Origin of the sequence: Burkholderia sp. BE12 (assembly GCF_002959955.1) — a bacterium.
In the GTDB taxonomy this organism is placed as follows: domain Bacteria; phylum Pseudomonadota; class Gammaproteobacteria; order Burkholderiales; family Burkholderiaceae; genus Burkholderia.
In genome coordinates, this window is record NZ_PREY01000019.1 from 1 (window position 1) to 26,287 (window position 26,287).

A 26,287-nucleotide genomic window follows, 5' to 3' on the forward strand; every position below is an offset into this window, starting at 1 on the left:
ACCAATCCGGCTGGCTGCATGGTCGGCTCCCGTGCTTGCTCAACGAGCCGTCCAGCATGCCAGCAGTCAAAAACACGACATCTGTAAATAGCCAGAACACGACATTAGGATATGGCTGCTACAACCACATCAGACGATAACGCGCCTTATGTCAAGGCCGGCCGCTTCGAGACGTTTCGCGGCGAAGCGACGCTGGGGCCCGGCATTCGCGCGGTGCCGATGCCCGGCCATACGCCGGGCCATACGGCTTATCTGATCGAGAGCGGCCACGCGGGCCTGCTCGCGTGGGGCGACATCGTGCACGTGGCGGCGATCCAGTTGCGGGACGTGAACGCGACGGTCCAGTACGACAGCGATGCCGGCGCCGCACGCCGCACGCGGCGGGACACGCTGAAGCGCGTCGCCGATCGACGCTATCTCGTCGGTGCCGCGCATATCGCGTTTCCCGGGCTCGGCCACCTGCGCCGGGACGGTGCGCAATACGACTGGGTGCCGGTCAACTATGACGCGACGCCGGTGCGGTGACGCCCCGGCGTGCGTCCAGGCCGCCGGTCAGCGCGACCGTGCGCGCCGCCACGCGCCGGGCGGATGGCCGACGATCCGCACGAATACGCGGTTCAGATGGCTCTGGTCGGCGAAGCCGCACGCGACCGCGATGTCGGCCAGCGTCATATCGGACGTCTCGATCAGTTCGCGCGCGCGCATCACGCGCTGTTCGAGCAGCCACTGGTGCGGCGTGCGGCCGGTGGTGCGCGAGAACGCGCGGATGAAATAACCGCGCGACAGGTCGCATTCGTTCGCCACTTCCTCGATCGATACGCCGAGGTCCGCCTTTTCCATCAACAGTTCCTGGGCGAGCGCCACCTTCGCGGGCGACAGCACGCCCTTGCGCTCGAGTTCGCACGCACGCGCGTTGCCGTAGCGGCGCACGAGATGCGTGCCCATCGCGAGCCCGACCTGTTCGATGAACAGCGCGTTCAGCGGGCCGGGTGCGTCGAGGCTGTCCGCCACCGCGTGCGCGAGATGGCCGAGGACCGGATCGCGTACGTCTGGGCGGCACGTGAGGCCGCTGATCGGCTGGCCGCCGTGCTCGGGGCCGACGTGTTCGAGATACGCATGCGGCAGCTCGACCAGCACGAAGTCGAAGTTGCCGTACAGGTCCGCGTGGAAAGGGCGCGAGAAGTCGCGAATGTAGATCGAGTGATGCTGGAACCGGCGCTCGCTCGCGCCGGCGTGCCCATAGAGCGTGCGGCGATGGCCGCCGCCCAGCGACACGCCGACCAGGAAGCCGCGATCGCACGCGGGCATCTCGATCCGTTCGACGTGCGCTTCGCTCATGCATTTGCGGTGAAGCCTCAGGCCGCCGGCCGCCGTCTCGATATCCTTCGACAGCAGGCTCGACACGCAGCCGAGCGTGTCTTTCGGCCGCCGCGGTGGCGATGCCACCGCGGCGGCGATGACGGAGTCTGACATGGAATTCCCCAGCGAGGGACTCGGAGCTGAAATGACGAGTCCAGTTTAGATGCGCACGCGGACGTTCAAAATGAATTTGCATAAACGTCCGCTCGTCATCCTGACAATTTGCTTTCAATGCGAGCGTGCGGTGAGTGCGTGTCCCGGCGCAACGCCTGCGCAAGCGGCCCGGCAGAGTATAGCGCCCCACTTTTACACGCAAGTGATCGTGCGCCCGGGCCCGCCCGGAATGCGCGAACAGCGCATTTTCCTCCAAGATTTTCGGCGACCGTCCGTCTACACTCGGTCCGGAATTCGACATTTTCCGTCCGGTGCAAGGTGCGCCGGACGCGGACTTCCTGCCGGGTGAACTGCCGCGTTCATCCGGCAGTCATCTCGAGGGACCGGAGGCGGCCATGATTCAGATCGGAACTTTGTCGGTGGATTTCGAGCAACGCGACATTCGTCGTCAAGGCGCGTCGCTGCGCATCGGCGCGCGCGCGCTCGACATTCTCGAAGTCCTGCACCGCGCCAGCGGTTCGGTCGTGTCGAAAGACGACATCATGGACGCGGTCTGGCCGGGCCTGATCGTCGAGGAAAACCGGCTTCAGGTGCATGTGGCGACGCTGCGCAAGGCGCTCGGCGCGAGCCGCGATCTGATCAAGACGGTGCCCGGCCGTGGCTACCTCCTGGTGGCGAACGCGTCGTCCGGCCCGGACCTCGCGTCCGCGCCCGAAGCGCCGGCCGTCGCCGCACCGCCCGATGCCCCCGTGTCCTCGCAGATCGCACCGCTCGTCGGGCGCGACGCCGAACTCGCGCAGATCGTCGACATGCTCGAACGCACGCCGGTCGTCACGCTCGTCGGCGCGGGCGGAATCGGCAAGACGAGCCTTGCGGTGCGCGTCGCGCACGGCGTGCGCAGCCGCTCGCGCGAGCGCGTGCTGTTCGTGGAGCTGGCGCGCGCGTCGACGCGCGACGACATGCTGATCGCACTCGCCGCCGAGCTCGGCCTCGATACGCAGGGCGTGCCCGCCGTCGACCGCATCGCCGACGCGTTCGCGACGGCGCGTTGCCTGCTCGTGCTCGACAACGCGGAGCACATCGTCGATCTGGTGGCGAGCCTCGTCGAAACGCTGACGTCGAGCGCCGGCTCGCTGCGCGTGCTCGTGACGAGCCGCGAGCCGCTGCACATCTCGGCCGAAGCGGTGCTGCGCATGAGCCCGCTCGCGGTGCCGGACGGCAACGCGTCCCTCGACGAAATCGTCCGCTGCTCGGCCGTCGAGCTGTTCCTGGAACGCGTGCGCGCGGCCGCGCCGGATTGCGCGATCGATGAAACCGGCGTGCGGCTGATCGGCGACATCTGCCGGCGCCTCGACGGGCTGCCGCTCGCGATCGAACTGGCCGCGGCGCGCGTGGCGACGCTCGGGCTCGCGGTCGTCGCATCGCGCCTCGACGACCGGCTGAACCTGCTGACCGGCGGGCTGCGCTCGGCACTGCCGCGTCATCAGACGCTGCGCGCGACGTTCGACTGGAGCTATGTGCTGCTCGATGGGGCCGCGCGCGCCCTGTTTCGCCGGATGGGGTGCTTCATCGGGCCGTTTTCGTTCGATGCCGCGCGCGCGGTCGCCACCGAGCCCGGTACATCGGCTGCTGACTTGATCGCGGTGCTCGGCGAGCTGGTGGCGAAATCGCTGGTGACGGTCGAGTTCCATGGCGCGTATGCGCGCTACCGGCTGACCGAATCGACGCGTGCGTACGCGCTGGAAAAACTGCACAACGAAGGCGAGTTCGAGCGCATCGTCGCGCGCCACGCGGAGTACGAGCGCGAGCGAGCGCCGGCGCGTCCCGCGGCGCTGGCCGACGCGCCGGCCGCGGATGCGCACGCGCCGGCCGTGGATGAACCGGCGGACGCCGCCGAGGCCGCAGGCGTGCCCGAACCCGACCGACTGGCGCGCGCGCTGCTGGAGCCGTCGCGGATGCGCGCGTGCACGGCGCGCGCCCGCCAGGTACTCGACGAACTTGACACGGGCGCCGCGGGCCCGGTCGACGCCGCGCGCGAGATGCGGCTTCGGGCGGCCTGCGCATCGGCGCTGCTGCATACCGACGGCGACGCACTGGCCGCCGCCGCGATGTGGGACCGCACGCTCGGTCTCGCCACGCACATCGGCGACGATGCGTTCGATGCGCGCGCGCTGGTGGGGCTGTGGAACACGATGCTGACGCTGTCGGACATTCACGAATCGCTGCGCTACGCGACGCGTTTCGAGCGGGCGGCGGAGCGGCGCGGCGACCGTTCGCAGCGGTTGCTGGCGAACACGATGGTCGCGACGTCGCTGCATTACTTCGGCGAGCATGCGCAGGCGCGCGAGCGGCTGGAAGCGGCGACGGCCGAGCTCGCCGACGCGTGCGAGCCGTCGTGCGCGCAGCCCGCGCTGGGCGTCGACATGGCGACGCTGGGGCGCACGATGCTGATCCGTCTGCTCTGGATGCAAGGCGAACCCGAGCACGCGATGCGCATCGCCGCGCAAGCGGTCGAGCACGCGCGCCGCGGCCCGTCGCCGCTCACGCTGTGCATCGTGCTCGGCGCGGCCGCCGTGCCGATCGCCCTGCGCTACGGCGATCACGACATCACGACAGACTATCTCGCGACGCTGCGCGCGACCGCCGACGCGCACGGCTTCGACATCTGGCGCAGTCACGCGGAATGCCTGACCGGCCAGTTCGACATCCAGGCCGGCCATCCCGGCGCCGGCCTCGCCCGGCTCGAACCCGCGCTGCGGCACGTCGAGGCGAGCGGATTCCGGCGCGTGCTCGCGCCGTTGACCGTCGCGTACGCGGAGGGCCTCGTGCGAACCGGCCGCGCCGATGAAGCGCGCATCCGGCTCGATGCGACGCTCGCACGCTGCCGCGCGCACGGCGAGCACCTGTTCGTCCCCGAGCTGCTGCGCGTGAGAGGCGTCGCGATGCTCGAACAGGCGCGCACCGTCGGCGCGAATCTCGCCGCGGCGTACGAGGCCGACGGGCATCGTCATCTGCAGATGGCGATCCAGACCGCGAACGCGCAGGGCGCCGCGATGTGGGCGCTGCGCAGCTCGCTCGATCTCGCCGATCACCTGATCGAGCGCGGGCACACCGGGCAAGCATCGGCGCTGGTCGCCGGCGTCGCGCGGCACTTCGATCCGCATTCGCGCGCACACGACGTGCGTCGCTTGCTGCGCGTGCAGAACTTCGTCCGTCAGGATGCGCCGCTCGCGCCATGCCTGACCCGCGCGCGACGCGATGCCGCCGACGCGGCGCAGCAGGCCGCATGACGATGCGCGATTCCGGTGCAGCCGCGCGGCCGCGCGATCAAAGCGTGCGTCTCGACGTGCGCGGTGCAGCCGCTTTCCGGGCCGCGGCGAGAAGCGGGGCGTGCCGCGCGGCGCCGCGCACGAGCGCGCGCGGGAGGCCCGACGGTGCTTAGAGCGACGGAACCCGCGCGCTCGGCGGACCTCGTCGTCTTCAACGGCAAGATCGCGACCCAGGACGAACAGCGCTCGTTCGTCCGCGCGCTCGCCGTGAAGGACGGGACCATCGTCGCGACCGGCGACGATCGCGACGTGCTGCGCCATGCGCACGACGGCACGACCTGCATCGATCTGCATGGCCGCACCGTGATTCCGGGCCTGATCGATGCGCACCTGCAGGCGATACGCGGCGGGATGAACTTCAATCTCGAGGTGCGCTGGGACGGCGTGTCGTCGCTTGCCGACGCGCTCGAGCTGCTGGGCCGGCAAGTACGACGCACGCCCGCGCCGCAATGGGCGCGCGTGGCGGGCGGCTGGACCGCGCTGCAGTTCGCGGAAAAGCGCGGCCCGACGGCGGCCGAGCTCAACGCGATCGCGCCCGACACGCCGGTATTCATCCAGCATCTGGGCGACTGCGCGTGGCTGAACGCGGCCGCGCTGCGCGCGCTCGGCTACGGGCGCGACACGCCCGATCCGCCCGGCGGCGAACTGCGACGCGACCGCCATGGGCGGCCGACCGGGCTGCTGATCGCGCGTGCGGACCCGGCGGTGCTGTTCGCGGCGCTCGCCCACGCGCCCATGCTCGATGCGGCCGACCGGGTCAACTCGACGCGGCAGTTCATGCGCGCGCTGAACCGCGTCGGCGTGACGAGCGCGATCGACGCCGGCGGCGACGGCCTCGCGTATCCGGACGACTATGCGGCGGTCGCGACGCTCGCGCGGCGCGGCGAATTGACGACGCGCATCGCCTATGCGTTGGGCGCGCGGCACGCCGGCCGGGAGCTCGACGACTTCGCGAAATGGATCGCGCTGACGGCGCCCGGCGACGGCGACGCGTTCCTGCGCGCGAACGGCGCCGGCGCGCGGCTGCTGTTCTCGGCGGTCGATCTCGGGAATTTTCTCGAGCCGCGCGTCGACCTGCCCGCGTCGATCGACGTGGAGCTGGCGGCCATCGTCCGGCTGCTCGTGCACCACCGCTGGCCGTTCCGGTTGCATGCGACCTACGACGAATCGATCGGCCGCTTCCTCGACGTGTTCGAAGCGGTGGATCGCGACACGCCGTTCGACGGGCTGCGCTGGTGCTTCGATCGCTGCGAGGCGATTTCGGATGCCAATATCGCGCGTGTCGCGGCGCTGGGCGGCGGCATCACCGTGCAGCCGCGCATGGCGTTCCAGGGCGAAGCCTTCATCGCGCGCCATGGTGCGGCGGCGGCCACGCGTGCGCCGCCGATCCGCGCGATGCTCGCGGCCGGGCTACCGGTCGGCGCCGGCTCCGGCGCGATGGGCGCGGCGAGCTACAACCCCTTCGTCGCGCTGTACTGGATGGTATCGGGGCGCTCCGTCGGGGGCACCGCGCTGTATCCGGCGCGCAACCGGCTGGGCCGGATGGAGGCGCTGCGCCGCTACACGGTCGGCAGCGCGTGGTTCTCCACGGACGAGCACCGCAAGGGCGCGCTGGTGCCCGGCCGGTATGCCGATTTCGCGGTGCTGAGCGACGACTACTTCACGATCGACGCGCGGCGCATCCCGGCGTTGTCGTCGGTGCTGACGGTCGTCGGCGGCAAGGTCGTGCACGCGGAGCAGGAATTCTCGCCGCTCGCGCCGCCGCCGCCGCCCGTCAGCCCCGCATGGTCGCCGGTCGCCGAGGGCCGCGTCGACGATGCGGCAGGCGCCGGCGGGCGCGACCGATCGCACGCGGCGGCGGCGGGCGACGCGTGCCCGGCGCCCGGTATCGATGCGTGCCGCGTGCGCGGCCATGGACGCCGCTTCGCGCGGCCGCGCTATCCGACGGCGAGTGCGGACGCCGAACCCTGCGAAGCCTTCGGCCGCTGCTGCGTCGCGTTTTGAGCGGTGCGAGCCGGTGCGCGACGCGCTGCCGGGGCGCCGCCATGCATTGAACGATTTTCCGCCCCGGGTACGGGGCACGAAGGAGACAGAATGAATGTTGCGCACACGCGCGCATTGGCCACCGGCGACGAAGTGGCCGGCGTTCGCATTCCGCGCACGCCCGTTGCGGTCGAGGCAGCCGACGCGGCCCGCGCGTCGTTGCCCGCCGCGCTCGCCGACCATGCGGCGCGCGTGTTCGTGTTCGCGTCGCTCGCCGCGCGGCGTGCAGGCGACGCGTGCGACGCCGACGCACTGTACGTCGCCGCGATGTACGCGAACATGGGATTGAGTCCGGCGTACTGCCGGTCGGCCGAACGCTACGAGCTCGACGGGGCGGACGCCGCGCACGCGCTGCTGCTGCGGCATCGCCGGTCGCGGCGCATGCGCGACGACGTGTGGCACGCGATCGCGCTGCATACGACGCCGGGTGTGGCCGCCCGTACGTCGCCGCTCGCGCGCGCGTTGGCAGGTGCGGTGTCGACGGACCTGATGGCGACCGACTTCGACGCCTACACCCTCGACGAGCGCACGGCGCTGCTCGCGACTTACCCGCGCGGCAGCGGCTTTCGCGAAGCGTTTCTCGACACGGTCGCGCGCGGCGTCGAGCATCGGCCGCAGTCGACGTTCGGCACGTGGAGCGCGGACGTGCTCGAGCGCGCGGATCCGGATTTTCATCGGCCGAATTTCTGCGGGCGCGTACTGGGCGCGCGGTGGAACGACACGTGACGGCGCTGGTCCGGCGTGCGGAGCCGGACGGACGACCGGCTGCATCGCGACACCGCGCGCGGCATGTCGCGCCGTGCGGATTCAGCCGCGTTTGCCCTGCAGCGTCGGAATCTGCTCGAACAGGCTCGCGAGCCAGTCGACGAACACCTTCAGCTTGACCGGGATGTGGCGATTGGGCGGATACAGCACCGAAATCGGCTTGGGCGGCGCGTTGAAATCGGTCAGGACCTCGCGCAGCCGCCCCGACTTCAGGTACGGCTCGACGAGGTACAGCGACGTCTTGATCAGCCCGATGCCGGCGACGCCGCATTCGATGTAGTTGTCCGCGTCGTTGACGGCCACCGTGCCGCACATCTGCACGATGCGCGGCTCGCCGTCGACGACGTAGTCCCACGCACGCGGCCGCCCGGTGTCGGCCGAGATGTGGCTGACCGCCACGTGCTGCGCGAGATCGTCGACGGTCGCGGGCTCGCCGCACCGCGCGAGATAGGCGGGCGACCCGCAGGTGCAGGTGGTCAGGCTGCCGATCCGCCGCGCGATCATCCCCGAATCGTCGAGCGCGCCGATGCGCACCACGCAGTCGACCCCTTCGCCGACGAGATCGATCTGCCGGTCGGTGACGCCGAGTTCGATCATGATGCCCGGATGGGCGTCGAGAAACGCCGGCAGCGCGGGCACCACGACCTGCTTGGCCATCGCGGGCGGCAGGTTCACCTTCAGCCGGCCGCGCGGCACGTTGCGGGCCTGCGAGACCGACGCCTCCATGTCGTCGATCTCGCGCAGCACCGCGACGGAACGTTCGTAATAAGCCTGGCCGTCCTCGGTCAGCGAGATCCGGCGCGTGGTGCGGTTCAGCAGCCGGCAGCCGAGATGCTGCTCGAGTGCGCTCAGCAGCGCGGACACGCGCGGGGTGGTGAGGCCGGTCGTGTCGGACGCGCGCGTGAAGCTGCCGGTTTCGACGATGCGCGTGAACACGCGCATCGAAAGCAAGGTATCCATCGTCGGAAGTTCTCCAGCCTGTCGGCATGCGACGCCGGTGCGTGCCGGCGCCGTCTGGTCGCGTATCGGGTAGCGCGTAGCGGGTGCGACCAAACCGCTATGCGTCGATGCGTTGTCTCAGTGCGTCGCCGGCGAACGGCATTTCGCGCATGCGCTGGCCGGTCGCATCGAAGATCGCGTTGGCCAGTGCGCCGGCGGTCGGCCCCATCGACGCCTCGGCGGCCCCGAGAAACGGCGCGCCGGGGCGATTGACCAGATGGACCGTCACGTTCCGCGGCACGGCCGAGAAGCGCAGGATCGGGTAGCTGCTCCAGTCGAAGCTGCGAATCCGCTCGGTGTCGTACTTCAGCGCCTCGTACAGCGTCCAGCTCGCGGCCTGCACGATGCCGCCCTCGATCTGGTTGCGGATGCCGTCCGGCGACACGATCTGGCCTGCGTCGACGGCGGCTTCCGCGTGTTCGAGCGTCACGTGGCCGGTTTCCGGCACGACCGACACCTCGACCGCGATCGCGACGTAGGCCATCAGGTTCTTGTACTTGCCGAACGCGAAGCCGACGCCGCGGTTGCGCGCGCGCGGCGGCCTCGGCCAGCCGAAGTGCTTCGCGGCGAGCCGGATCACCTGGCGCGCGCGATGGTCCTCCATGTGACGCAGCCGGAATTCGACCGGATCGACGCCGGCTGCGTGCGCGAGTTCGTCCATGAAACTTTCGATCGCCCAGATGTTCGTGTGCGCGCCGAGCGAGCGCATCGCGGACGTCTGCAGCGGCATCGTCGGCGAGAAGTTATTGACGATGTGCTGGTTCGGCAGCGCATACAGCGGAATCGCGTTGCGGTCGGCGCCGCCCTCGGGCTGCAGCATCGGCGTGGACGGCGCGGGCACGAACGGCGGCTCCAGCATGCGCGCGGGCAGCAGCCGGCCCGCGTTGACGATTCGCTCGTTGTGCGAGCTGCTCCACAACGCATAGTTCCAGTCGACGATGCGGCCGCCCGCGTCGAGCGATGCGCTGACCTCGGTCACCATCGCCGGCGTGAAATGATCCCACGTGTGCTCCTGTTCGCGCATCCATTGCACGCGGATCGGCTTGCCGGGCATCGCGGCGGCGATCAGCGCGGCATGCGCGGCCGCGTCGTCCGCCCCGTTGTGTCCGTAACAGCCCGACCCTTCGGTGTGAATGCAGCGCACGCTCGCCTTCGGCATCGACAGCATCTCCGCGAGCGCGTCGCGCAGCGGATAGACGCCCTGCGAGTGGGTCCAGACCGTCATCGTCCCGTTCTCGAGATGCGCGACCGAACACGACGGCCCGATCGACCCGTGCAGCAGGTAATTCTTCAGGAACGTCGCGTTGAGCGTCTTCACGGCCGGCGCGGTGGCCGCATGCGTGTTCGCGATCTCGATGCGCTGCGTCGAGATCCGCTTCAGATCCGCGTGCACGGTGCCGCGATCGGGCAGCGTGCGGCCCGGCGACCAGCGGCAGCCGGCGGCGAGCGCGCGCTGCGCGACCACCGCCTGCCATTCGCCCTGCGCGACCACCGCGAGCATGCTGCCGTTGCGCACGACTCGCACGACGCCCGGCAGCTTCAGGATCGCGGCTTCGTCGAACGACAGCAGCTTCGCGTCGTATACCGGCGGCATCACGACGCGTGCGTGCAGCATGCCGGGCAACTGCATGTCCTGCACGTAGCTGACGCCGCCCGTGACCTTGTTCGGGATGTCGACGCGCGGCAGCGACGTGCCGATCACGGCGAACGTCGCCGGGTTCTTCAGCGGCGACGTGGGCGCAGCATTGCGGTGCAGGTCGACCGTGCGAATCGCGTCGCCGTAGGTCATCGTGCGGCCGTCCGGCGCCTTGATCACCGCGTCGGCGGTCGTCAGCGTGCGCGGATCGACGCCGAAGCGTTTCGCCGCGCCTTCCACCAGCAGCGCGCGCACCTGCGCGGTCGCGTTCAGCAGCGCGGAGCCGCTGTCCGCCATCGTATGGCTGCCGGCGGTCAGTCCTTCGTCCGGCGACGCGCCGGTGTCGGCGGTCAGGAACGTGATCAGCGACGGCTTCATGTCGAGTTCCTCGGCGGCCACCTGCAGCAGTGCGGTGCGCACGCCGGTGCCGAGCTCCACTTTGCCGGTGAACACGGTGACCTTGCCGTCGGGCGCGATCTTGACCCACGCGTCGAGCAAGGGATTGGTCTTCAGGCTGCCGGCCAGCGTCTGAGTGGCTTTCGCGACATGCACGGCCGCGCCTTCGTCGGCGATCACCAGTTGCGCGGCCGCGCGCGACGCAGGCGCGAGGCTGAACGCGACGAACAGCGCGCCGGAGACGATGAAGTGCCGGCGGCCTTCGTCGATGTCGTCGTGGGAATTCATCACAGCCCCTTGCTGATCGTGACGGGAGCGGAAGCGGGTTCGGGGGGCGGCAGCCCCGCGACCGAGCGCACCGCCGCGAGAATCCGCATGTGCGTGCCGCAGCGGCACAGGTTCGGTTCCATGTGCGTGCGCAGTTCCTGCTCGCTCGGCTTCGGATTGCGTTCGAGCAGCGCCTGCGCGCGCATGATCATCCCGGCGATGCAGTAGCCGCACTGCGCGGCCTGGTGCTCGATGAACGCGCGTTGCAGCGGGCCGGGATGCTCGGCGGTGCCGAGGCTCTCGATGGTGCGCACGCTGCGCGAGCCGAGCGCGGCCACCGGCATCAGGCACGAGAAGGTCGGCTTGCCGTCGACGATCACGGTGCAGGCGCCGCATTGTCCCAGGCCGCAGCCGAACTTCGCGCCGTGCAGGTGCAGGTCGTTGCGCAGCGCGTACAGCAGCGGCGTGGACGGATCGATGTCCAGCGTGTGCCGCACGCCGTTGACGGTGAGGGTAATCATCGTGCGGAGTCCTCTTTTCTGAGCCTGGCGGCCATCGCGTTCACGCCGGACCATGCGGGACGATCGGTATAGGTCTCGCGCACGTATGCGGCGAGATCGGCGATCTGCGCGTCGTCGTACTGGTCGATGAACGAAGGCATCATGTTCAGCGTGTCCTCGCCGTGCCAGCCGATGCCGTTGAACATCATCTGGATCGCGTTACGCGGCGTATCGGCGTTGACCGCCGTGCTGAACGCGAGCGTCGGCCGCTCGCCGAGCGACTGCATCGGCGCGGCCGGCCCGTGGCACTGCGCACACGACGCCTGGAACAGCGTTGCGCCGCGCCGCGCGGCCGGCGTCGTCGCGGCGCGCTCTACCGGATTCGCGGCCGCACGCGCGTTCGCCGGTTTCTGGATCGACAGAATGTAGGCGGCGATCGCCTCGACGTCCTCCACCGGCACCGTCGCGAGATCGCGCGTGACCGGCAGCATCGGCCCGGCCGCCGCGCCGTGCTCGCTCGCTCGGCCGGTGCGCAGGTACGTGACGAGCTGCGCCTGCGTCCACGGGCGCGTCGCATGGCCCAGCGTATTGAGCGACGGCGCTTCCCAGCCGTCGACGATGCCGCCGTCGAACGCCTGGCCGCTGCGTTCGCCGCCGATCGCATTCAGCGGCGAATGGCACGACGCGCAGTGGCCGAGCCCGTCGACGAGCATCCTGCCGCGGTTCCATTGCGCGGACTGCGCGGGGTCCGGTTGATACGCGCCTTCGCGCAGGAACAGCACGTTCCAGAACGCGACCAGCGGCCGGAAGTTCAGCGGAAATATCAGGTCGTTGGCGGGCGCCGTCGCGTGTACCGGCTCGCGGGTCATCAGGTAGGCGTACGCGGCGGCGATGTCGTCGTCCGACATCCGCGTGAAATGAACGTACGGAAACGCCGGGTAAAGCGGCCGGCCGTTGCGTCCGATGCCGGTGCGCAGCGCACGAGCGAAGGCATCGCGCGACCAGCGGCCGATCCCCGTTTCGGCGTCCGGCGTGATGTTGGTCGCATAGATCGTGCCGAACGGCGTCGCGAGCGGCAGCCCGCCCGCGAACGGCTTGCCGTCCTTCGCGGTGTGACAGACGACGCAGTCGCCGAGCGCGACGACGCGCGCGCCGGCGCGCACCAGCTGCGGATCGAACGAAGCAGGGGCGGGCGGATCGATCGGCGCGATCGACGGCCGCACCATGATGCCGATCGCGACCGCGAGGCCGACGATCGCGATGCCGGCCGCGCCGAACCAGAGTCGTTTGTGCTTCATGTGCGCTCCAGGCGATGCGGTGCGCCGCAAGCCGTGCGATGCGCGGCAACACCGGACGATGCGTGTCGGCGATGCGTGGTCGTTCGATGCGGCCGCGACCGCCTTACCGCACGGCGATGATTGGCGACGGGGATCATATTGTCACTCCAGCAGTCGATGACGAGCGCAAGCGCCGTCCTGCGCGGCCGCTCATGAAGGCAGTCTACGCAGAGGCCGCGATGATTGCCTGAAGCGCGGGCTGAAACGTTCTGAAAGGTGTCCGGCCCCGGATCGACCGGGGTTCGGCGCCGGGGGCGGATGACGGCCGAGCGGGGGATACGCGGCATTGTGCGGCGCCGCGTCGCGGCCGGACCTTGATTGTCATGAAGCGGCCCGCGCGGCCCGCGCGTCGAGCGCCGGCGGCGTCCACCCGCCGCCCAGCGCACGCACGAGGCTCACCGTCGCGACGGCCAGCGCCTGCCGGCTGTGAATCAGCTGGCGCCGCGCATTCAGTGCATCGCGATCGGCGTCGATGACTTCCAGATAGCTGACGTAACCATGCGCGTAACGGCTCAGCGACAACCGCGCCGCCGCGTCCGTCGCGCGCGCCGCGTCGTCGTAGCGCACGATCCGCTCCTTTTGCGCGGCGATGTCGTTGAGCGCATCCTGCACGTCGCGCAATGCACCGATCGCGGTCGCGCGATAGTTTGCGTCGGCGATTTCGGTGCCGGCCCGCGCGGCGGCCACCGCGGCATCGCGCTTGCCGCCGTCGAACAGCGTCAGCGCGACGTTCGCGCCGAGACTCCACAGCGAGCTGTTGCGGTCGAGAAACGACCGCAGGTCGCGGGTGGCGAAACCGCCGTCGGCGGTCAGCGTCAGGGTCGGCAGCCACGCGGTGCGTGCGATGCCCAGTTCGAGCGACGCCGCATCGGCGCGCCGTGCCGCCGCGAATACGTCCGGGCGTTGGGCGAGCAGCGCGGACGGCAGCCCGGCCGGCACATCCGGCACGCGCACGGGCACGGCGCGCGTGTCGATGTCGAACGCGGTCGGCGATACGCCGGTCAGCACCGCAATGGCGTCGACGAGGTTCTCGCGCAGCCGGCGGCTCTCCGCGAGATCGGCATGCGCGGTATCGAGATCGGCCGACGCGCGCAGCCCGTCGAGATCGCTTGCCGCGCCGGCCCGCACGCGTGCGGCGATCACGTCGAGCGCGGTACGCCGCAACCCGATCGCGCGCATGAGTGTCATGAGATCGTCGTCGACGTAGCGCAGCGTCAGGTAGTCGACGGCCACTTCGGTTGCCACCCGAAGACGCACCGCATCGCGGTCGGCCGCCGCCTGCAGCACGTTCTGTCTGCCGATGTCGGCATCGCCGCGCAAGCGCCCCCACAGATCGACTTCGTAGCTCGCGGCGACGGGAACCGACCAGTTGTGCATCGTGCGCTTCGGCAGCGCGTTGTCGACCGTGCCGGATACGCGCGAGCGGCTGAACGACGGGTCGACGCGCACGCTTGGCGCCAGCGCGGCATCGCGCATGCCGAGCAGCGCTTGCGCCTGATCGACCCGCGCGGCCGCCGCGCGCAGGTCGAGGTTGTGCGCGAGCGCGGCGTCGACGAGGCGGCCGAGCTGTGGATCGCCGAACCCCGCGGGCCACTCGGCGAGCGACGGCGCGTGCGTATCGGTTGACGGATCGGCCGACGGATCGGCATGACGGAACCGGTCGGGCTCGACCGGGACGGGTGCGAGCGGCTGCGGTGCGATCGAGCACGCGGCCAGCAGGCTCGCGGCGAGCACGGCGAATGCGCGCTTCATCGCGATGTGCCGCCGTGCTGCAGCGTGACGACGACCGACAGCCCGGGCCGGATGCGCGGCTCCGACGCGGCCGGCCCGTCGAGCAGGATCTTCACGGGTACGCGCTGCGTGACCTTCGTGAAATTGCCGGTCGCGTTGTCGGGCGGCAGCAGCGCGAACTGCGCGCCCGTCGCGGGCGACAGGCTGTCGATGCGGCCGGTGAACGCGCGCCGCGGCAACGCATCGAAGCGCAGTTGGACGACGTCGCCGGCGCGCACGTGCCGCAGTTGCGTCTCGCGGAAATTGGCGACGATCCATGGATGCGGCTCGACCAGCGTGAGCAGTGCCTGGCCCGGCGCGACGTGTTCGCCGGTCTCGACGGTCTTCTTGCCGACGTAGCCGTCCGACGGCGCGACGACCGCCGTGTAGCCGAGTTGCAGCAGCGCGTCGCGCAATTCGGCATCGTTCTGGCTCGCTGCGGCATCGGCGGCCTGAGCGGCGGCGAGTGCGCTGCGCCGTTGCGCATCGGCCGCCGCGACGCGCGCGCGGGCGGATTTGCGTGCGGCATCGGCCGCGTCGAACTCCTGCTTCGACAAGCCGCGCGGCGTCTCGCGGGTCAGCTCGCGTGCGCGCGCGTAGTCGAGTTCGGCCTTGTCGGCATCGGCGTGCGCCGACACGAGCGCCGCGTCCGCCTGCTCGATCTGCGCGCGTGCGCGGCTCGCGTCGGCATGCGCCTGGGCGACGCGTGCGCGCTGCGCCGCGACGCGTACGTCGAAGTCGCGCCGGTCGATCTCGACGAGTGCGTCGCCCGCGTGCACGAACTGGTTGTCGTCGACGAGCACGCGCTCGACCGTGCCGGCGACGCGCGGCGAGATCACGTGCAGGTGGCCGGTCACGTATGCGTCGTCGGTGCCGCGATCGCGTGCGTCGAACTCGTACACGAGCAGTGCGACGAGCAGCAGCGCGATCATGGCGATCGCGACGATGGCCGGCCGTCGGGCGCGCGCGGACGCAGCGGGCGACGGCGTGGGGGAGGGTGGGGTCATGATCGGCAAACTCCATCGTACGGGCAGGATTCGACGCGCCGCGTTATGCTTGCGCCAGCTTGACAGGCGGGAGCCGCTCGACGATGAACACGACGTTCGCCACCGGCAGTGCCATGCCGGCGCCGGCCGCAGGCCCGGCCACCGACATCCCGACGTTTCGGTCGATCGCCGCGATCGCGGCCGTGCTGCTCGGCGCGATCATCGCGACGTTGACGTCGCGCATCACGTCGCTCGGGCTGGCCGACGTTCGCGGCGCGCTTGGCGTCGGCGTCGACGAAGGCGCGTGGATCAACACCGCGTTTACCGCGTCGCAGATGTTCGTCGGGCCGCTCGCGATCGCGGCGGCCTTCATGTTCGGCACGCGCCGCGTGTTGATGGCGGGCGCCGCGGTGTTTCTCTGTGCGGAAAGCGTGCTGCCGCTCTGCACGCAATTCGGCGCGTTCATCGTGTGCCAGGCGATCGCGGGGCTCGCATCCGGCGTGTTCGTGCCGTTGACGGTCGGCTTCGTCGTGCGCACGCTGCCGCCGCGGCTGATTCCGTTCGGCATCGCCGCGTATGCGATGAACCTGGAGATGTCGCTGAACCTGTCGGCCACGCTCGAAGGCTGGTACAGCGAACACCTGAGCTGGCGCTGGCTGTTCTGGCAGAACGCGGTGCTGACCGTGCCGTTCATCGCGTGCCTGATGGTGTCGCTCGCCGACGAGCCGATCAAGCGCTTCGCGTCCGGCATCGACGCGCGCGGAATGCTGCTCGGCGCGGGCGGCTTCGCGTGCCTGTGCATCGCGCTCGACCAGGGCGAGCGGCTGTTCTGGCTGCAGTCGCCGCTGATCGTCGCATTGCTGGCCGCCGGCATCCTGATGATCGCCGCGTTCCTGATTCACGAACTCGCGTCGCCGCGCGCGGGCCTCGATCTCGGCTACCTCGTGCGGCCCAACATCGCGCTGCTGATCGTGCTCGTCGGCCTCGTGCGCTTCACCGTGCTCAACACGAGCTTCATCCCGTCGCTGTTCCTCGCCAGCACGTACGGCCTTCGGCCGTTGCAGATCGGCGATACGCTGCGCTGGATCGCGATGCCGCAACTGCTGTTCGCGCCGTGCGTCGCGCTGTTGCTGCAGCGTGTCGATCCGCGGCGGCTCATCGTCGCCGGCTTCGCGATGGTGGCGATCGCGTTCGCGCTCGGGTCGCGGCTCACGCCGGTCTGGGCCGAGCCCGACTTCATTCCGTCGCAGTTGCTGCAGGCGCTCGGTCAGACGATGGCGCTCACGTCGGTCATCTTCTTCTTCGGCAAGCACGTGACGGCCGAACATGCGTTGACGTTCGGCGCGGTCGTGCAGACGACGCGCCTGCTGAGCGGGCAGCTCGGCACGACGTCGATCGCGGTGATTCAGCGCATCAGGGAGGCTACCCATTCGAATCTCGTCGGTCTGCATGTGTCGCTGTCGGATCCCGAGACGCTCGAGCGGCTGCGGGCCGGCGCGGCATCGCTGGTGGCGCATGGCGCCACGTTCGCGACGGGCAACCAGGCGGCCTATGCGCTCGTCGATCGCGCGGTGCGCGTGCAGGCCACCACGCTCGCGCTGGCCGACAACTTCCGCGTGGCGATGGCGTTCGCGCTCGCCGGTGCACTGCTCGGCATCCTGCTGCGTCCGGTGCGGGCGCCGTAAGCGCCGCATCGTGCGTCTGAAATAATCTGAAAATTCCTGAACGGCGCGTCTGCCGCGTCTGCCGCGGCGGCACGCGCGCCGCCGCGGCAGACGGCGCTTACGCTTGCAGGAACGCGAGCAGTTCGGCGTTGATGCGATCGGCGTTCACGACGCACATCCCGTGCGAGCCGCCCTCGATCACCTTCAGCACCGCGTGCTTCACGATCTTCGACGAGAGCCGGGCCGAATCGTCGATCGGCACGATCTGGTCGTCGTCGCCGTGCAGCACGAGCGTCGGCACGTCGATCTTCTTCAGGTCGTCGGTGTAGTCGACTTCGGAGAATTCCTTCACGCACAGGTACTGGCCGTGAATGCCGCCCATCATCCCCTGTGACCAGAAGGCGTCGATCGTGCCCTGCGACGGCTTCGCGTTCGGGCGGTTGAAGCCGAAGAACGGCACGGCGAGATCCTTGTAAAACTGCGAACGGTTCTCCGCGACGTTCTTGCGGATGCCGTCGAATACGTCCATCGGCAAGCCGCCCGGATTGGTCGGCGACTTCACCATCTGCGGCGGCACCGCGCCGATCAGCACGGCCTTCGACACGCGCTTCGTGCCATGGCGGCCGATGTAGCGCGCGACTTCGCCGCCACCGGTGGAGTGGCCGACGAGGGTGGCCTCGCGCACGTCGAGCGTGTCGAGCAGGGCGGCGAGATCGTCCGCGTACGTGTTCATGTCGTTGCCGAGCGACGGCTGGCTCGAACGGCCGTGGCCGCGGCGGTCGTGCGCGATCACGCGATAGCCGTGCTGCACGAGGAACAGCATCTGCGCATCCCAGGCGTCCGCGCACAGCGGCCAGCCGTGCGAGAACACGACCGGCCGGCCGCTGCCCCAGTCCTTGAAGTAGATCTGCGTGCCGTCCTTGGTGGTGATCGTGTTCATCGTGTGCGCTCCTGGGTGGGCTGAAGAGGTGCTGCGGGAAGGCGTGCCGGCTGCGGCCGCCATCGCGGGCAGGGCGGCTGCGGCGACGGCCGTCGCGCCGGCGAGCAGCATGTCGCGGCGGCGGGCCGACGCGACGGCATCGGTCTGTTCGGAATGCATCTGGACTCCTGAGGTATGCGGCTGCGATGCCGCACGGGATGGTGGATCGGTGGCGGTCTGCCGCGGCCATCCCGCCCGGCAGCCGTCCGGCCTGCGCCCGCCGCGCGACGACTGGTGCGCGCGGACGAACGAATGCCGTCAGGAGCGTATCCCGGCGCGGTGCGCGCCGTACTGAAATCCGGCTGAATTTTCTTGAACGCCGCGGCGTGGCGAGCGGATTTTGCCGCGCTGCAGAAAAATTAAGCGCGCGACCGGGACTCTTCAGCGAACGGCGGCTATCGTCAGCATCGGGTCACCGGCACACGTTGCGCACCATGCGAACGGCGCCGGCCGGCCCGCGCCGACCGTCACCTGCCTAGATATGCCGCCATGGACGCCTTCAATCGTTGGGAGCACATGATCACGTCGCTCAGGCCGTCGCCCGCCGCGAGCCTCCGGATGATGCCGATGCCGCGCGAGCGGACGGCCGACGGCTCGCGTCGCCCGCATCGGGACGACGCGCCGATGCCCTCGAGCGGCGACGTGCGCCGCCGCTGCGCGATCATCGCCGTCGAGCGGCAAACCGATTCGTCGATGCTGGTGTCGTGGAGCGACCCGACGCGCTGCCGCTACGACGAACAACGCTGGATCAGCGCGAAGGCGCGCGGGCCCGGGCTCGGCCGTTGCGCGCTCACCGGGCAGCCGATCCGGACCGGCGACGCGATCTACAAACCTCAGTGGCGCGGCGAGAAGCGCCCCGCGAATTGCCGCGAAATGATTCTCGCGACGGCGCTCGAGCAATTCGTCGCCCGGCAGTCCCGGGCATGACGTGCGGCGCCACACGCTTCGGCCGCGTCCGCGCACGCGCACGCGGCTTCCCTACTCGAAAGGAACCATCATGAGCACGTTCACCACCCGCGACGGCGTATCGATTCATTACAAGGACTGGGGCAGCGGCCGCCCGGTCGTGTTCATTCACGGCTGGCCGCTGAATGCCGACATGTGGGACGTGCAGATGCATCATCTCGCGTCGCACGGCCTGCGCTGCATCGCGTACGACCGGCGTGGCTTCGGGCGATCCGATCAACCCTGGAGCGGGTACGACTACGACACGCTGGCCGACGATCTCGCGACGCTGCTCGAGACGCTCGACCTGCATGACGTGACGCTCGTCGGTTTTTCGATGGGCGGCGGCGAGGTGGCGCGCTACATCGGCCGGCACGGTACGCGCCGCATCGCGAAGGCGGTGCTGATCGGCTCGGTGACGCCGCTCATGACGCGGCGCGACGATCATCCGGACGGCGTGGACGTCGCGGTATTCGACGGCATTCGCGCCGGCATCGTGGCCGATCGCGCGGCGTTTTTCGACAGCTTCTGGCCGCTGTTTACCGGATCGAACCGCGACGGTTCGACGGTTTCGCGCGCGGCGCTCGACTGGACGTCGTTCATGGCGCTGCAAGGCGGGATGAAGGGCACGCTCGATTGCGTTCGCGCGTTTTCCGAGACCGATTTCCGTGCCGACCTGCAACGGTTCGACGTGCCGACGCTCGTGATTCACGGCGACGACGACCAGACGGCGCCGCTCGCGCTGACGGGCGCCGCGACGGCGAAACGCATTCCGCATGCGACGCTGAGCGTCTACGAAGGCGGCCCGCACGCGCTCTACCTGACGCACGCGGCCAGGTTGAACGACGAGTTGCTGGCGTTCGCGCAGGCCTGAGCGAGCGAGGCATGCAGGCGGCGGGGCGGGCATGCGCGCCCGTTCCGCGCGGCGAATCGCGCCGCGAACGCAGTGAAACAAGCCGATGGACATTCGACCGCCGCAGTAATAGAAGGGCCTGAAAATAACCGGCCGGTCGAATCAAAACAAAAAAAGCACCGCATTGCTCCAATGGAAAACGATTCGTCTGATATATCGAAATCGTATTCATGGACGCATGCACGATTTGCACATGAAACGTGCGCGGCTCCGCCGCATTTCGGTGCAGGCGCGCAAAGCGGCGCCGCATCTCACTTCGCGGCGTTTTTTTGTCATTTCAAAAAATTCGAGCCGTTCATTCTGATAATTTGAATCATTCGACCATGCAAATACCGTAGCATTGATGCCGAACCGGCACCGGTTTCAATCGGAGCGCCGTTGAATGTCACCCACAAGAAATTCCCATGATCCGGATTGGAACACTTCACGTTTTTCTCGACAGACGTGAAATTCGTTCGAACGGCAAGCTGCTGCGTATCGGCAGCCGCGCATTCGAAATTCTCGAGCTGTTGATTCGGGCGAACGGTGCGCTGGTATCGAAAGACGACATCATGCAGCGCGTCTGGCCGCACACCGTGGTGGAGGAAAACAACCTGCAGGTGCACATCGCTTCGCTGCGCAAGGCGCTGGCCGGCGACCGCAACCTGATCGTGACGGTGCCCGGCCGCGGCTATCGGCTGGTCGTCGAGCAGGACGACGGCGATGCGCCCGTGCGTCCCGCGATGTGGCGGCCGTCCGCGGCGCCGAGCGCGTTGTTCGGCCGCGAACAGACGGTCGCCGACGTGCTGGCCGCACTGCGGAGCGCGCGCGTCGTGACGCTGGTCGGCGCGGGCGGCATCGGCAAGACACGGGTCGCGATCGAGGCGGCCGCGCGCGCCGACGCGCATTTTCCCGAAGGCACAGTATTCGTTTCGCTCGCCACCGTCGCGTGTCCGCGCTTCGTGCCGGACGCGCTCGCGGGCGCGTTCGGCATCGCGCAGCCGACCGGGTCGCTGACGCTCGAGGCGGTGCTTGCCAGCGTCGCGCGCCGCCGGATGCTGCTCGTGCTCGACAATTGCGAGCACCTGCTCGACGCCGCCGCGCGGATCGCGAGCGCGCTCACCGATGCGGACGACGGGCTGTGCGTGCTCGCGACGAGCCGGGAATCGCTGCGCATCCACGGCGAGCGCGTGTATCCGGTGCCGCCGCTCGACGTACTCGACGAAGGTGCCGGCGAGCGCGACGCGATGCGCGCGAGCGCGGTGCAATTGTTCGCGGCGCGTGCACGGGCGGCCGACCCGCGTTTTCCGCTCGATGCGCGCAGCCTGTCGTTGATGGCGTCGGTCTGCCGTCGCCTCGACGGCCTGCCGCTCGCGATCGAGCTGGCCGCGGCCCGTGCCGCCGTGCTGGGCATCGACGTGCTGGCCGCCCATCTCGACGATCACTTTCGGCTGCTGACCGGCGGTTTTCGCACCGCGTTGCCGCGCCATCAGACGCTGCAGGCGATGTACGACTGGAGCTACCGGTTGCTCGGGGAAGCCGAGCGCCTGCTGCTGCGATGGCTCGGCGTGTTCCGCGACGGCTTCTCGATCGAGGCCGTGCGCGAAGTCGTCGGTGCCAACGGGCCGGCCGGCGCCGACCTGCTCGATACGATCGCCGGCCTCGTGTCGAAGTCGCTGCTGATCCTCGAAACCGCGAACGGCGCGCCGCGCTATCGGCTGCTGACCACGACGCGGGCCTACGCGCTACAGCAGCTCGACAGTCACGGCGAGCGGGCGGCTGCCGCACGCGCGCATGCGACCTACTTCCTCGCGTTGTTCCGGCGCGCGACCTACGGCGGCGGCGAGCCGGGCAGCGAGGCGGGGAGCACGGCCCGGCTCGATGCGGTCCGACGCGAACTCGGCAATCTGCGTGCCGCGCTCGACTGGGCATTTTCGGCGCATGGCGACGCGGAACTCGGCATCGCGCTCGCGGCCGTCGCGGTGCCTTGCCTGTTCAATCTGTCGCTCGTCGACGAATGTCGCGAGCGGGCGCGCGCCGCGCTCGATGCGATGCGCGACGCGGACGCGGACGCGACCCCGGTGTCCGACGACGCGCGCGTGCGATTGCTGGCCGCGTATGCGGCTGCGCTCGCGCATACGGCAGGGTCGACCCAGGTCGCGCATGATGTGTGGTCGGAAGTGCACGCGCTCGGGCTCGGTGCGGCCGAGGCCGAGTTGCCGTCGCGCGAGTCGTGACACCGGCTTCGTGCGCATCGGTCACGTTTCAGAACGATTCAGCCCGGTTACAGGACAGCGGCAGGCGGCACGCGTAGATTGCGTGAACGGCGGGCGCCGGCACGCCGTCGGCACGCGTGCGCGCCGACCCCGAGCGCCCGTCGACATCGCGCGACCTCACTGAACGCCGGCGCGGCGAAATGCCCGGCGTGCGCGTCGTCGCGCATCCCGCTCAACCGACGAACCGCCGCATGAAACCTGACCCATCCGACCTTTCCCGTCACGCGACCGACCTCGGCCTGCTGTTCCTGCGTGTCGCCGCCAGCGTGCTGCTGATCGTGGTTCACGGCTTGCCGAAGATCGTTCATTACACAGCCGAAGCCGCCGCCATCGAGGATCCGTTCCATCTCGGCCGCACGCTGTCGATCCTGTTCGCGATCTTCGCGGAGGTCGTGTGCCCGATCTTCATGATCGTCGGTCTGTACCCGCGGCTGGCGGCGCTTCCGGTGATGATCGTCACGCTCGTCGCGCTGGTGTTCGTTCACCCTGACTGGCCGCTGCGCGATGCGCAGTTCGCGTGGATGCTGCTGATCCTGTTCGGCACGATCGCGATCGCGGGCGCCGGCCGCTATGTGTTGCGGCTGCCGTTGCCGGGTGTCATGCAGCGGCGCGACTAGCCGCTGCCAGCGCGTCGGCGGCCCGCACGCGATGTGCCTGCCGGTTCCGTGCCCGCAGCGACCTACGTGCTGCCGCTTTCACCCTTTCGCGCGCCGCGCTTGCGATCCGACATGTTGAATTTCTCCGATACGGCGCTCTACGGCGCGCCGATCGTGCTGGCCGACCTCGCCGCGTGGCGGCTGTTCGGGCGCGCGCGCTCCATGGCTCGTGCCGTCCGTCGATGCGCGGCGTTCGCCGCGCTGAGCGCCGTGCTGTTCGCGACCGGCATCAGCCCGCTCGCCGTTCCCGCCTCGCTAGGCGGGCTCGACCGAATCGTGGTCCAGGCCGTCTGCATCGCATGGTGGCTCCAGTGCGCGATCGTGTTCAGTCTGCTGATCAATCATCTGCTGCTGCCGCGTGCGTGGCGCAACCAGCGTCTCTTTCACGACATCGCCGAAGGCATCGTGTTCGGCGCGGCCGCGGTGGCCGCGCTGGGCTACGTGCTCGGCCTGCCGCTGAGCGGCCTGGTCGCGACATCCGGCGCCGTCGCGGTGATCCTCGGTCTCGCGCTCCAGAACACGCTGAACGACGTGTTCTCCGGGCTCGTACTGAATACCACGCAACCGTTCCGGCTCGACGATACGGTTTCGATCGGCGAACTCGAAGGGCGGATCGTCGAGAGCAACTGGCGGGCGACGAAGCTGATCGACAGTCTCGGCAACCTGGTCGTCGTGCCGAACAGCACCGCGGCGCGCGCGACGATCGTGAATCTCAGCGAACCCGCGGGCCTGCACGGCGTCACGCTCGTGCTCGACCTCGATCCCGCGGTACGGCCGGCCGTGGCCGTCGGCGCACTGGAGCGGGCCGCGGCGAGTTCGCTCGACGTGCTCGCGCGCCCCGCGCCGATCGCCGTCGTGAAGGCCTTCCGCGCGAACGCGATCCAGTACGAACTCGTCTGCTACGTCGACGCCCTGCTGAAGAAAACCGCCGTGCGCAACGCGCTCTACGATCTCGCGCATCGGCATCTGGCCGCGGCAGGCGTCGCGTGGCGGCCGCTCGCGGGCGCTGCGGCGGCGCCTGCATCGTCATCGATATCGCAAGGGCATCCGGTATCGCGTCGGCTGCTGCTGTTGCGTGCGGTCGAATTGTTCGCGTGCGTCGACGACGACGATCTGGCCGTGCTGGCGGATGCGCTGGTAGTGCGTTCGTTCGGCAGGGGCGACGTGATCTATGCGTCGAATTCGGAGTCGCGCGTGCTGACGGTCGTCGAATCGGGCGTCGCGGCGGTGTTCGTGCCGGGCGCGTCCGGCGATGTCGAAGTCAGGCGGATGGCGCCGGGCGATGCGATCGGGCAGTCGGTCGTGCTCGCCGGCACGCGGCTACACGCAACCGTCCACGCGGTGACCGCGATGACCGTGCATCAGTTGCGCAGCGAGGATCTGTCGGCGCTGATCGCCAGGAAGCCGGCGCTCGGCAGGCTGATGTGCGAGTCGCTCACCGACCATATCGCGACCGAGGAAAGGATGATGATTCCGCCGGTCGAGAAGGCGCACGCGGGATTCAGCCTGATCGGGTGGCTCGAGAAGGAAATGAAACGGCTGCACGATTCGCTCGGCTGACGCACGGCCGGATCGCGAGGGCCGCCCGCGGGCTGCGGCCCGTGAACGGGTGCGTCAGTCCGGCGTCGTGAACCGATCGACGAGATCGGGCTGGTCGAGTTGCTCGACCCACCAGTGCAGCGCGCGGCCCGCTTCGTCGCCGCGCCATGCGAGATAGCAGTGCGTGGTATCGCGCATGCCCGTCACCTGGCGCGCGACGAGCTTGCCGTCGGCGATCGCGCGCGCCGCGATGCATTCCGGCAGGGTGCCGACCGCGAGCCCTTCGCACTGCGCTTCGAGTTTCGCTGCCAGCGTCGGTACCGCGAGGTACGGCTGGCCTGCGTCGATCGCGACCGACTGCGGCTGCAATTCGCGCGACGTATCGCTGATCACCGCGCCGCGATACTGGACGACCGACGCCATCGACAGCGGTTCGGGCAGCGACGCGAGCGGATGGGACGGCGCGACCGCGAACAGATGTTTGAGCGAGCCGATCGGCCGCGCGATGATGCCCGGCAATTCCGGCGGTTCGCCCGCCGCGCCGACGACGAGATCCGCCCGCCGCGAAATCAGTGCATCCCACGCGCCGCCGAGCACTTCGGTCGACAATCGCAGCCGCGTGTCCATCCCGAGCGCATAGAACCGGTGTACATACGGCCACAGCGCGCCGAACGGCAGGATCTCGTCGATACAGACGCGGACTTCCGTTTCCCAGCCCTGTTGCGCACGCAGCGCCTTCATTTCGAGTTGCTCGGCCGCGCGCAGCAGACGCCGGCCTTCCTCGACGACGATGCGGCCCGCATGCGTGAGCTTCGCGCGCCGTCCGCTGCGGTCGAACAGCGCCACGCCGAGATCGCTTTCGAGTTTCTGCACCAGGTAGGTCAGCGCGGACGGGACGCGATGCAGCAGTTCCGCTGCTTCGGCGAAGGTTCCGGTGCGGTCGATCGCGTCCAGGGCTTCGAGCGCTTCGAATGACAGCTTCATCGCGAATTCCGGTAGGGTGGCTGGCGCATCATACCAGTGCCGGTACGGCGCGGGCGCCGGGCGAGCCGGTCCGTCGCGACGTGCTCGGCGTTCATGCGTAGAAGTCGATCAGCGTGTCGAGATTGCGTTGCGCGCGCCGCTCGAGCGGCGCGAATTCCGCCGATTGAAACAGCGGGGCCTGCTCGCGCAGATGCTCGAGCGCCTGCTTGCGGCCGGCGCGGAAGCTTGCCGACGGCGCATCGGGATCCTGCGCCCACTCGCGTGCAATTGCGCGGTCGTACTCGTGAAGCCGGTCGGGCGCGGCCGCGAGGATCGCGAGATCGGCGTCGAGAAAAATCCGCCCCGCGCGCTGCAATTGCGGATCGGCGGCGAACGTTTCGGGCAGCCGGTGCGACCGCGTCGCGAGGACGAAATCGGCTGCGACGGACACATGCGACGCGTGCGCGTGCAACCATGGAGCGGTACAGTGCGTGTTCGTGACCTGCGCGAGCCATTGCGCGCTGCGCGCTTCGTTGTCCGCGTAGTCGGGCAGCGTCGTCGCGTAGACGACATCGTGGGCCCATACCGCAAGCTCGATGGCCGGCCACAGCGGTTGCGACCGATACGGCGCGAGGTGCGCGAACAGTTCCGCCAGATGCGCGAGCGTGTGATAGAAGCGCTGCGGCTCGCCATAGGCGTGCGCGACGAGCGGCCACACGGCCGCCGTGCCGAAGCAGGCGTCGCAGGCGGCGCGCAGCGTGCGCTCGATATCGGGGGTGACGGCATTCATGGCGGCGATCGGCTCGGGCGGACGATGCGCGCAGCATAACAAACGCGGCGACGTGCAGGCATGCAACTTGCGCGCGAGCACG

20 protein-coding genes and 1 pseudogene are annotated in these 26,287 nt (G+C 69.5%); 11 read left to right on the plus strand and 10 right to left on the minus strand.

Annotated elements, in window-relative coordinates:
- Positions 1 to 141: 141 nt before the first annotated feature.
- A pseudogene (locus tag C4B30_RS21275) lies at positions 142 to 525 on the plus strand (MBL fold metallo-hydrolase); the annotation flags it as partial.
- A 27-nt stretch (positions 526 to 552) separates the two neighbouring features.
- Here C4B30_RS21275 and C4B30_RS21280 read toward each other — a convergent pair.
- Positions 553 to 1,473, minus strand: a complete 921-nt coding sequence (locus C4B30_RS21280; protein ID WP_027786126.1) for a helix-turn-helix domain-containing protein — start codon at positions 1,471 to 1,473, stop codon at positions 553 to 555.
- Between the two features lie 395 nt (positions 1,474 to 1,868).
- Here C4B30_RS21280 and C4B30_RS21285 point away from each other — a divergent pair, with 395 nt between their 5' ends.
- From C4B30_RS21285 to C4B30_RS21295, 3 genes are all read left to right on the plus strand, one after another.
- Complete coding sequence (locus tag C4B30_RS21285; protein WP_027786125.1) at positions 1,869 to 4,763, plus strand: ATP-binding protein; 2,895 nt, start codon at positions 1,869 to 1,871, stop codon at positions 4,761 to 4,763.
- Between the two features lie 144 nt (positions 4,764 to 4,907).
- Positions 4,908 to 6,806, plus strand: a complete 1,899-nt coding sequence (locus C4B30_RS21290) for an amidohydrolase (protein ID WP_027786124.1) — start codon at positions 4,908 to 4,910, stop codon at positions 6,804 to 6,806.
- A 90-nt stretch (positions 6,807 to 6,896) separates the two neighbouring features.
- Positions 6,897 to 7,571 (plus strand): hypothetical protein, encoded by a 675-nt coding sequence (locus C4B30_RS21295; protein ID WP_027786123.1) that lies wholly within the window; start codon positions 6,897 to 6,899, stop codon positions 7,569 to 7,571.
- A gap of 81 nt (positions 7,572 to 7,652) precedes the next feature.
- Here the strand turns inward: C4B30_RS21295 and C4B30_RS21300 are convergent, their stop codons facing one another.
- The 6 genes from C4B30_RS21300 to C4B30_RS21325 form a co-directional block, all read right to left on the minus strand.
- Positions 7,653 to 8,570, minus strand: coding sequence for a LysR family transcriptional regulator (locus C4B30_RS21300; protein ID WP_027786122.1), 918 nt, complete (start codon positions 8,568 to 8,570; stop codon positions 7,653 to 7,655).
- Positions 8,571 to 8,667: 97 nt separating this feature from the next.
- Positions 8,668 to 10,929 (minus strand): xanthine dehydrogenase family protein molybdopterin-binding subunit, encoded by a 2,262-nt coding sequence (locus tag C4B30_RS21305; RefSeq protein WP_089502437.1) that lies wholly within the window; start codon positions 10,927 to 10,929, stop codon positions 8,668 to 8,670.
- A complete protein-coding gene (locus C4B30_RS21310) occupies positions 10,929 to 11,429 on the minus strand; it encodes a (2Fe-2S)-binding protein (protein ID WP_027786120.1) in 501 nt (166 codons plus the stop codon). The genes C4B30_RS21305 and C4B30_RS21310 overlap by 1 nt, the downstream gene beginning before the upstream one ends.
- Positions 11,426 to 12,706 (minus strand): c-type cytochrome, encoded by a 1,281-nt coding sequence (locus tag C4B30_RS21315; RefSeq protein WP_027786119.1) that lies wholly within the window; start codon positions 12,704 to 12,706, stop codon positions 11,426 to 11,428. The genes C4B30_RS21310 and C4B30_RS21315 overlap by 4 nt, the downstream gene beginning before the upstream one ends.
- A 360-nt stretch (positions 12,707 to 13,066) precedes the next feature.
- On the minus strand, positions 13,067 to 14,497 hold the full coding sequence (locus tag C4B30_RS21320) for an efflux transporter outer membrane subunit (RefSeq protein WP_027786118.1): 1,431 nt from the start codon (positions 14,495 to 14,497) through the stop codon (positions 13,067 to 13,069).
- A complete protein-coding gene (locus C4B30_RS21325) occupies positions 14,494 to 15,522 on the minus strand; it encodes an HlyD family secretion protein (RefSeq protein WP_027786117.1) in 1,029 nt (342 codons plus the stop codon). Before C4B30_RS21325 ends, C4B30_RS21320 begins: the two co-directional genes overlap by 4 nt.
- 83 nt (positions 15,523 to 15,605) lie before the next feature.
- Between C4B30_RS21325 and C4B30_RS21330 the strand changes: the two genes are divergently transcribed.
- Complete coding sequence (locus tag C4B30_RS21330; protein ID WP_027786116.1) at positions 15,606 to 17,186, plus strand: MFS transporter; 1,581 nt, start codon at positions 15,606 to 15,608, stop codon at positions 17,184 to 17,186.
- A gap of 97 nt (positions 17,187 to 17,283) precedes the next feature.
- Here the strand turns inward: C4B30_RS21330 and C4B30_RS21335 are convergent, their stop codons facing one another.
- Entirely contained in the window at positions 17,284 to 18,264 is a 981-nt protein-coding gene (locus C4B30_RS21335; RefSeq protein ID WP_027786115.1) for an alpha/beta fold hydrolase, read from the minus strand.
- A 369-nt stretch (positions 18,265 to 18,633) separates the two neighbouring features.
- Between C4B30_RS21335 and C4B30_RS21340 the strand changes: the two genes are divergently transcribed.
- The 6 genes from C4B30_RS21340 to C4B30_RS21360 all read left to right on the plus strand — a co-directional run bounded on the left by C4B30_RS21340 (position 18,634) and on the right by C4B30_RS21360 (position 24,473).
- Positions 18,634 to 19,071, plus strand: a complete 438-nt coding sequence (locus tag C4B30_RS21340) for a DUF3331 domain-containing protein (protein ID WP_027786114.1) — start codon at positions 18,634 to 18,636, stop codon at positions 19,069 to 19,071.
- Positions 19,072 to 19,141: 70 nt separating this feature from the next.
- Positions 19,142 to 19,963 carry an alpha/beta fold hydrolase gene (locus C4B30_RS21345; protein ID WP_027786113.1) on the plus strand — a complete coding sequence of 274 codons (822 nt, stop codon included), beginning with the start codon at positions 19,142 to 19,144 and terminating at the stop codon, positions 19,961 to 19,963.
- Positions 19,964 to 20,035: 72 nt separating this feature from the next.
- Positions 20,036 to 20,314, plus strand: coding sequence for a hypothetical protein (locus C4B30_RS35380; RefSeq protein WP_152777545.1), 279 nt, complete (start codon positions 20,036 to 20,038; stop codon positions 20,312 to 20,314).
- A gap of 92 nt (positions 20,315 to 20,406) precedes the next feature.
- Positions 20,407 to 22,218 (plus strand): winged helix-turn-helix domain-containing protein, encoded by a 1,812-nt coding sequence (locus tag C4B30_RS21350; RefSeq protein ID WP_027786112.1) that lies wholly within the window; start codon positions 20,407 to 20,409, stop codon positions 22,216 to 22,218.
- Positions 22,219 to 22,448: 230 nt separating this feature from the next.
- Positions 22,449 to 22,874: a DoxX family protein gene (locus C4B30_RS21355; RefSeq protein WP_027786111.1), complete on the plus strand. Its 426-nt coding sequence runs from the start codon at positions 22,449 to 22,451 to the stop codon at positions 22,872 to 22,874.
- Between the two features lie 111 nt (positions 22,875 to 22,985).
- Positions 22,986 to 24,473: a mechanosensitive ion channel family protein gene (locus C4B30_RS21360; RefSeq protein WP_027786110.1), complete on the plus strand. Its 1,488-nt coding sequence runs from the start codon at positions 22,986 to 22,988 to the stop codon at positions 24,471 to 24,473.
- A gap of 54 nt (positions 24,474 to 24,527) precedes the next feature.
- On the opposite strand, the gene C4B30_RS21365 is transcribed toward C4B30_RS21360, so the two are convergent.
- Positions 24,528 to 25,436, minus strand: a complete 909-nt coding sequence (locus C4B30_RS21365; RefSeq protein WP_027786109.1) for a LysR family transcriptional regulator — start codon at positions 25,434 to 25,436, stop codon at positions 24,528 to 24,530.
- A 91-nt stretch (positions 25,437 to 25,527) separates the two neighbouring features.
- Complete coding sequence (locus C4B30_RS21370; RefSeq protein WP_143751681.1) at positions 25,528 to 26,205, minus strand: hypothetical protein; 678 nt, start codon at positions 26,203 to 26,205, stop codon at positions 25,528 to 25,530.
- Positions 26,206 to 26,287 lie beyond the last annotated feature (82 nt).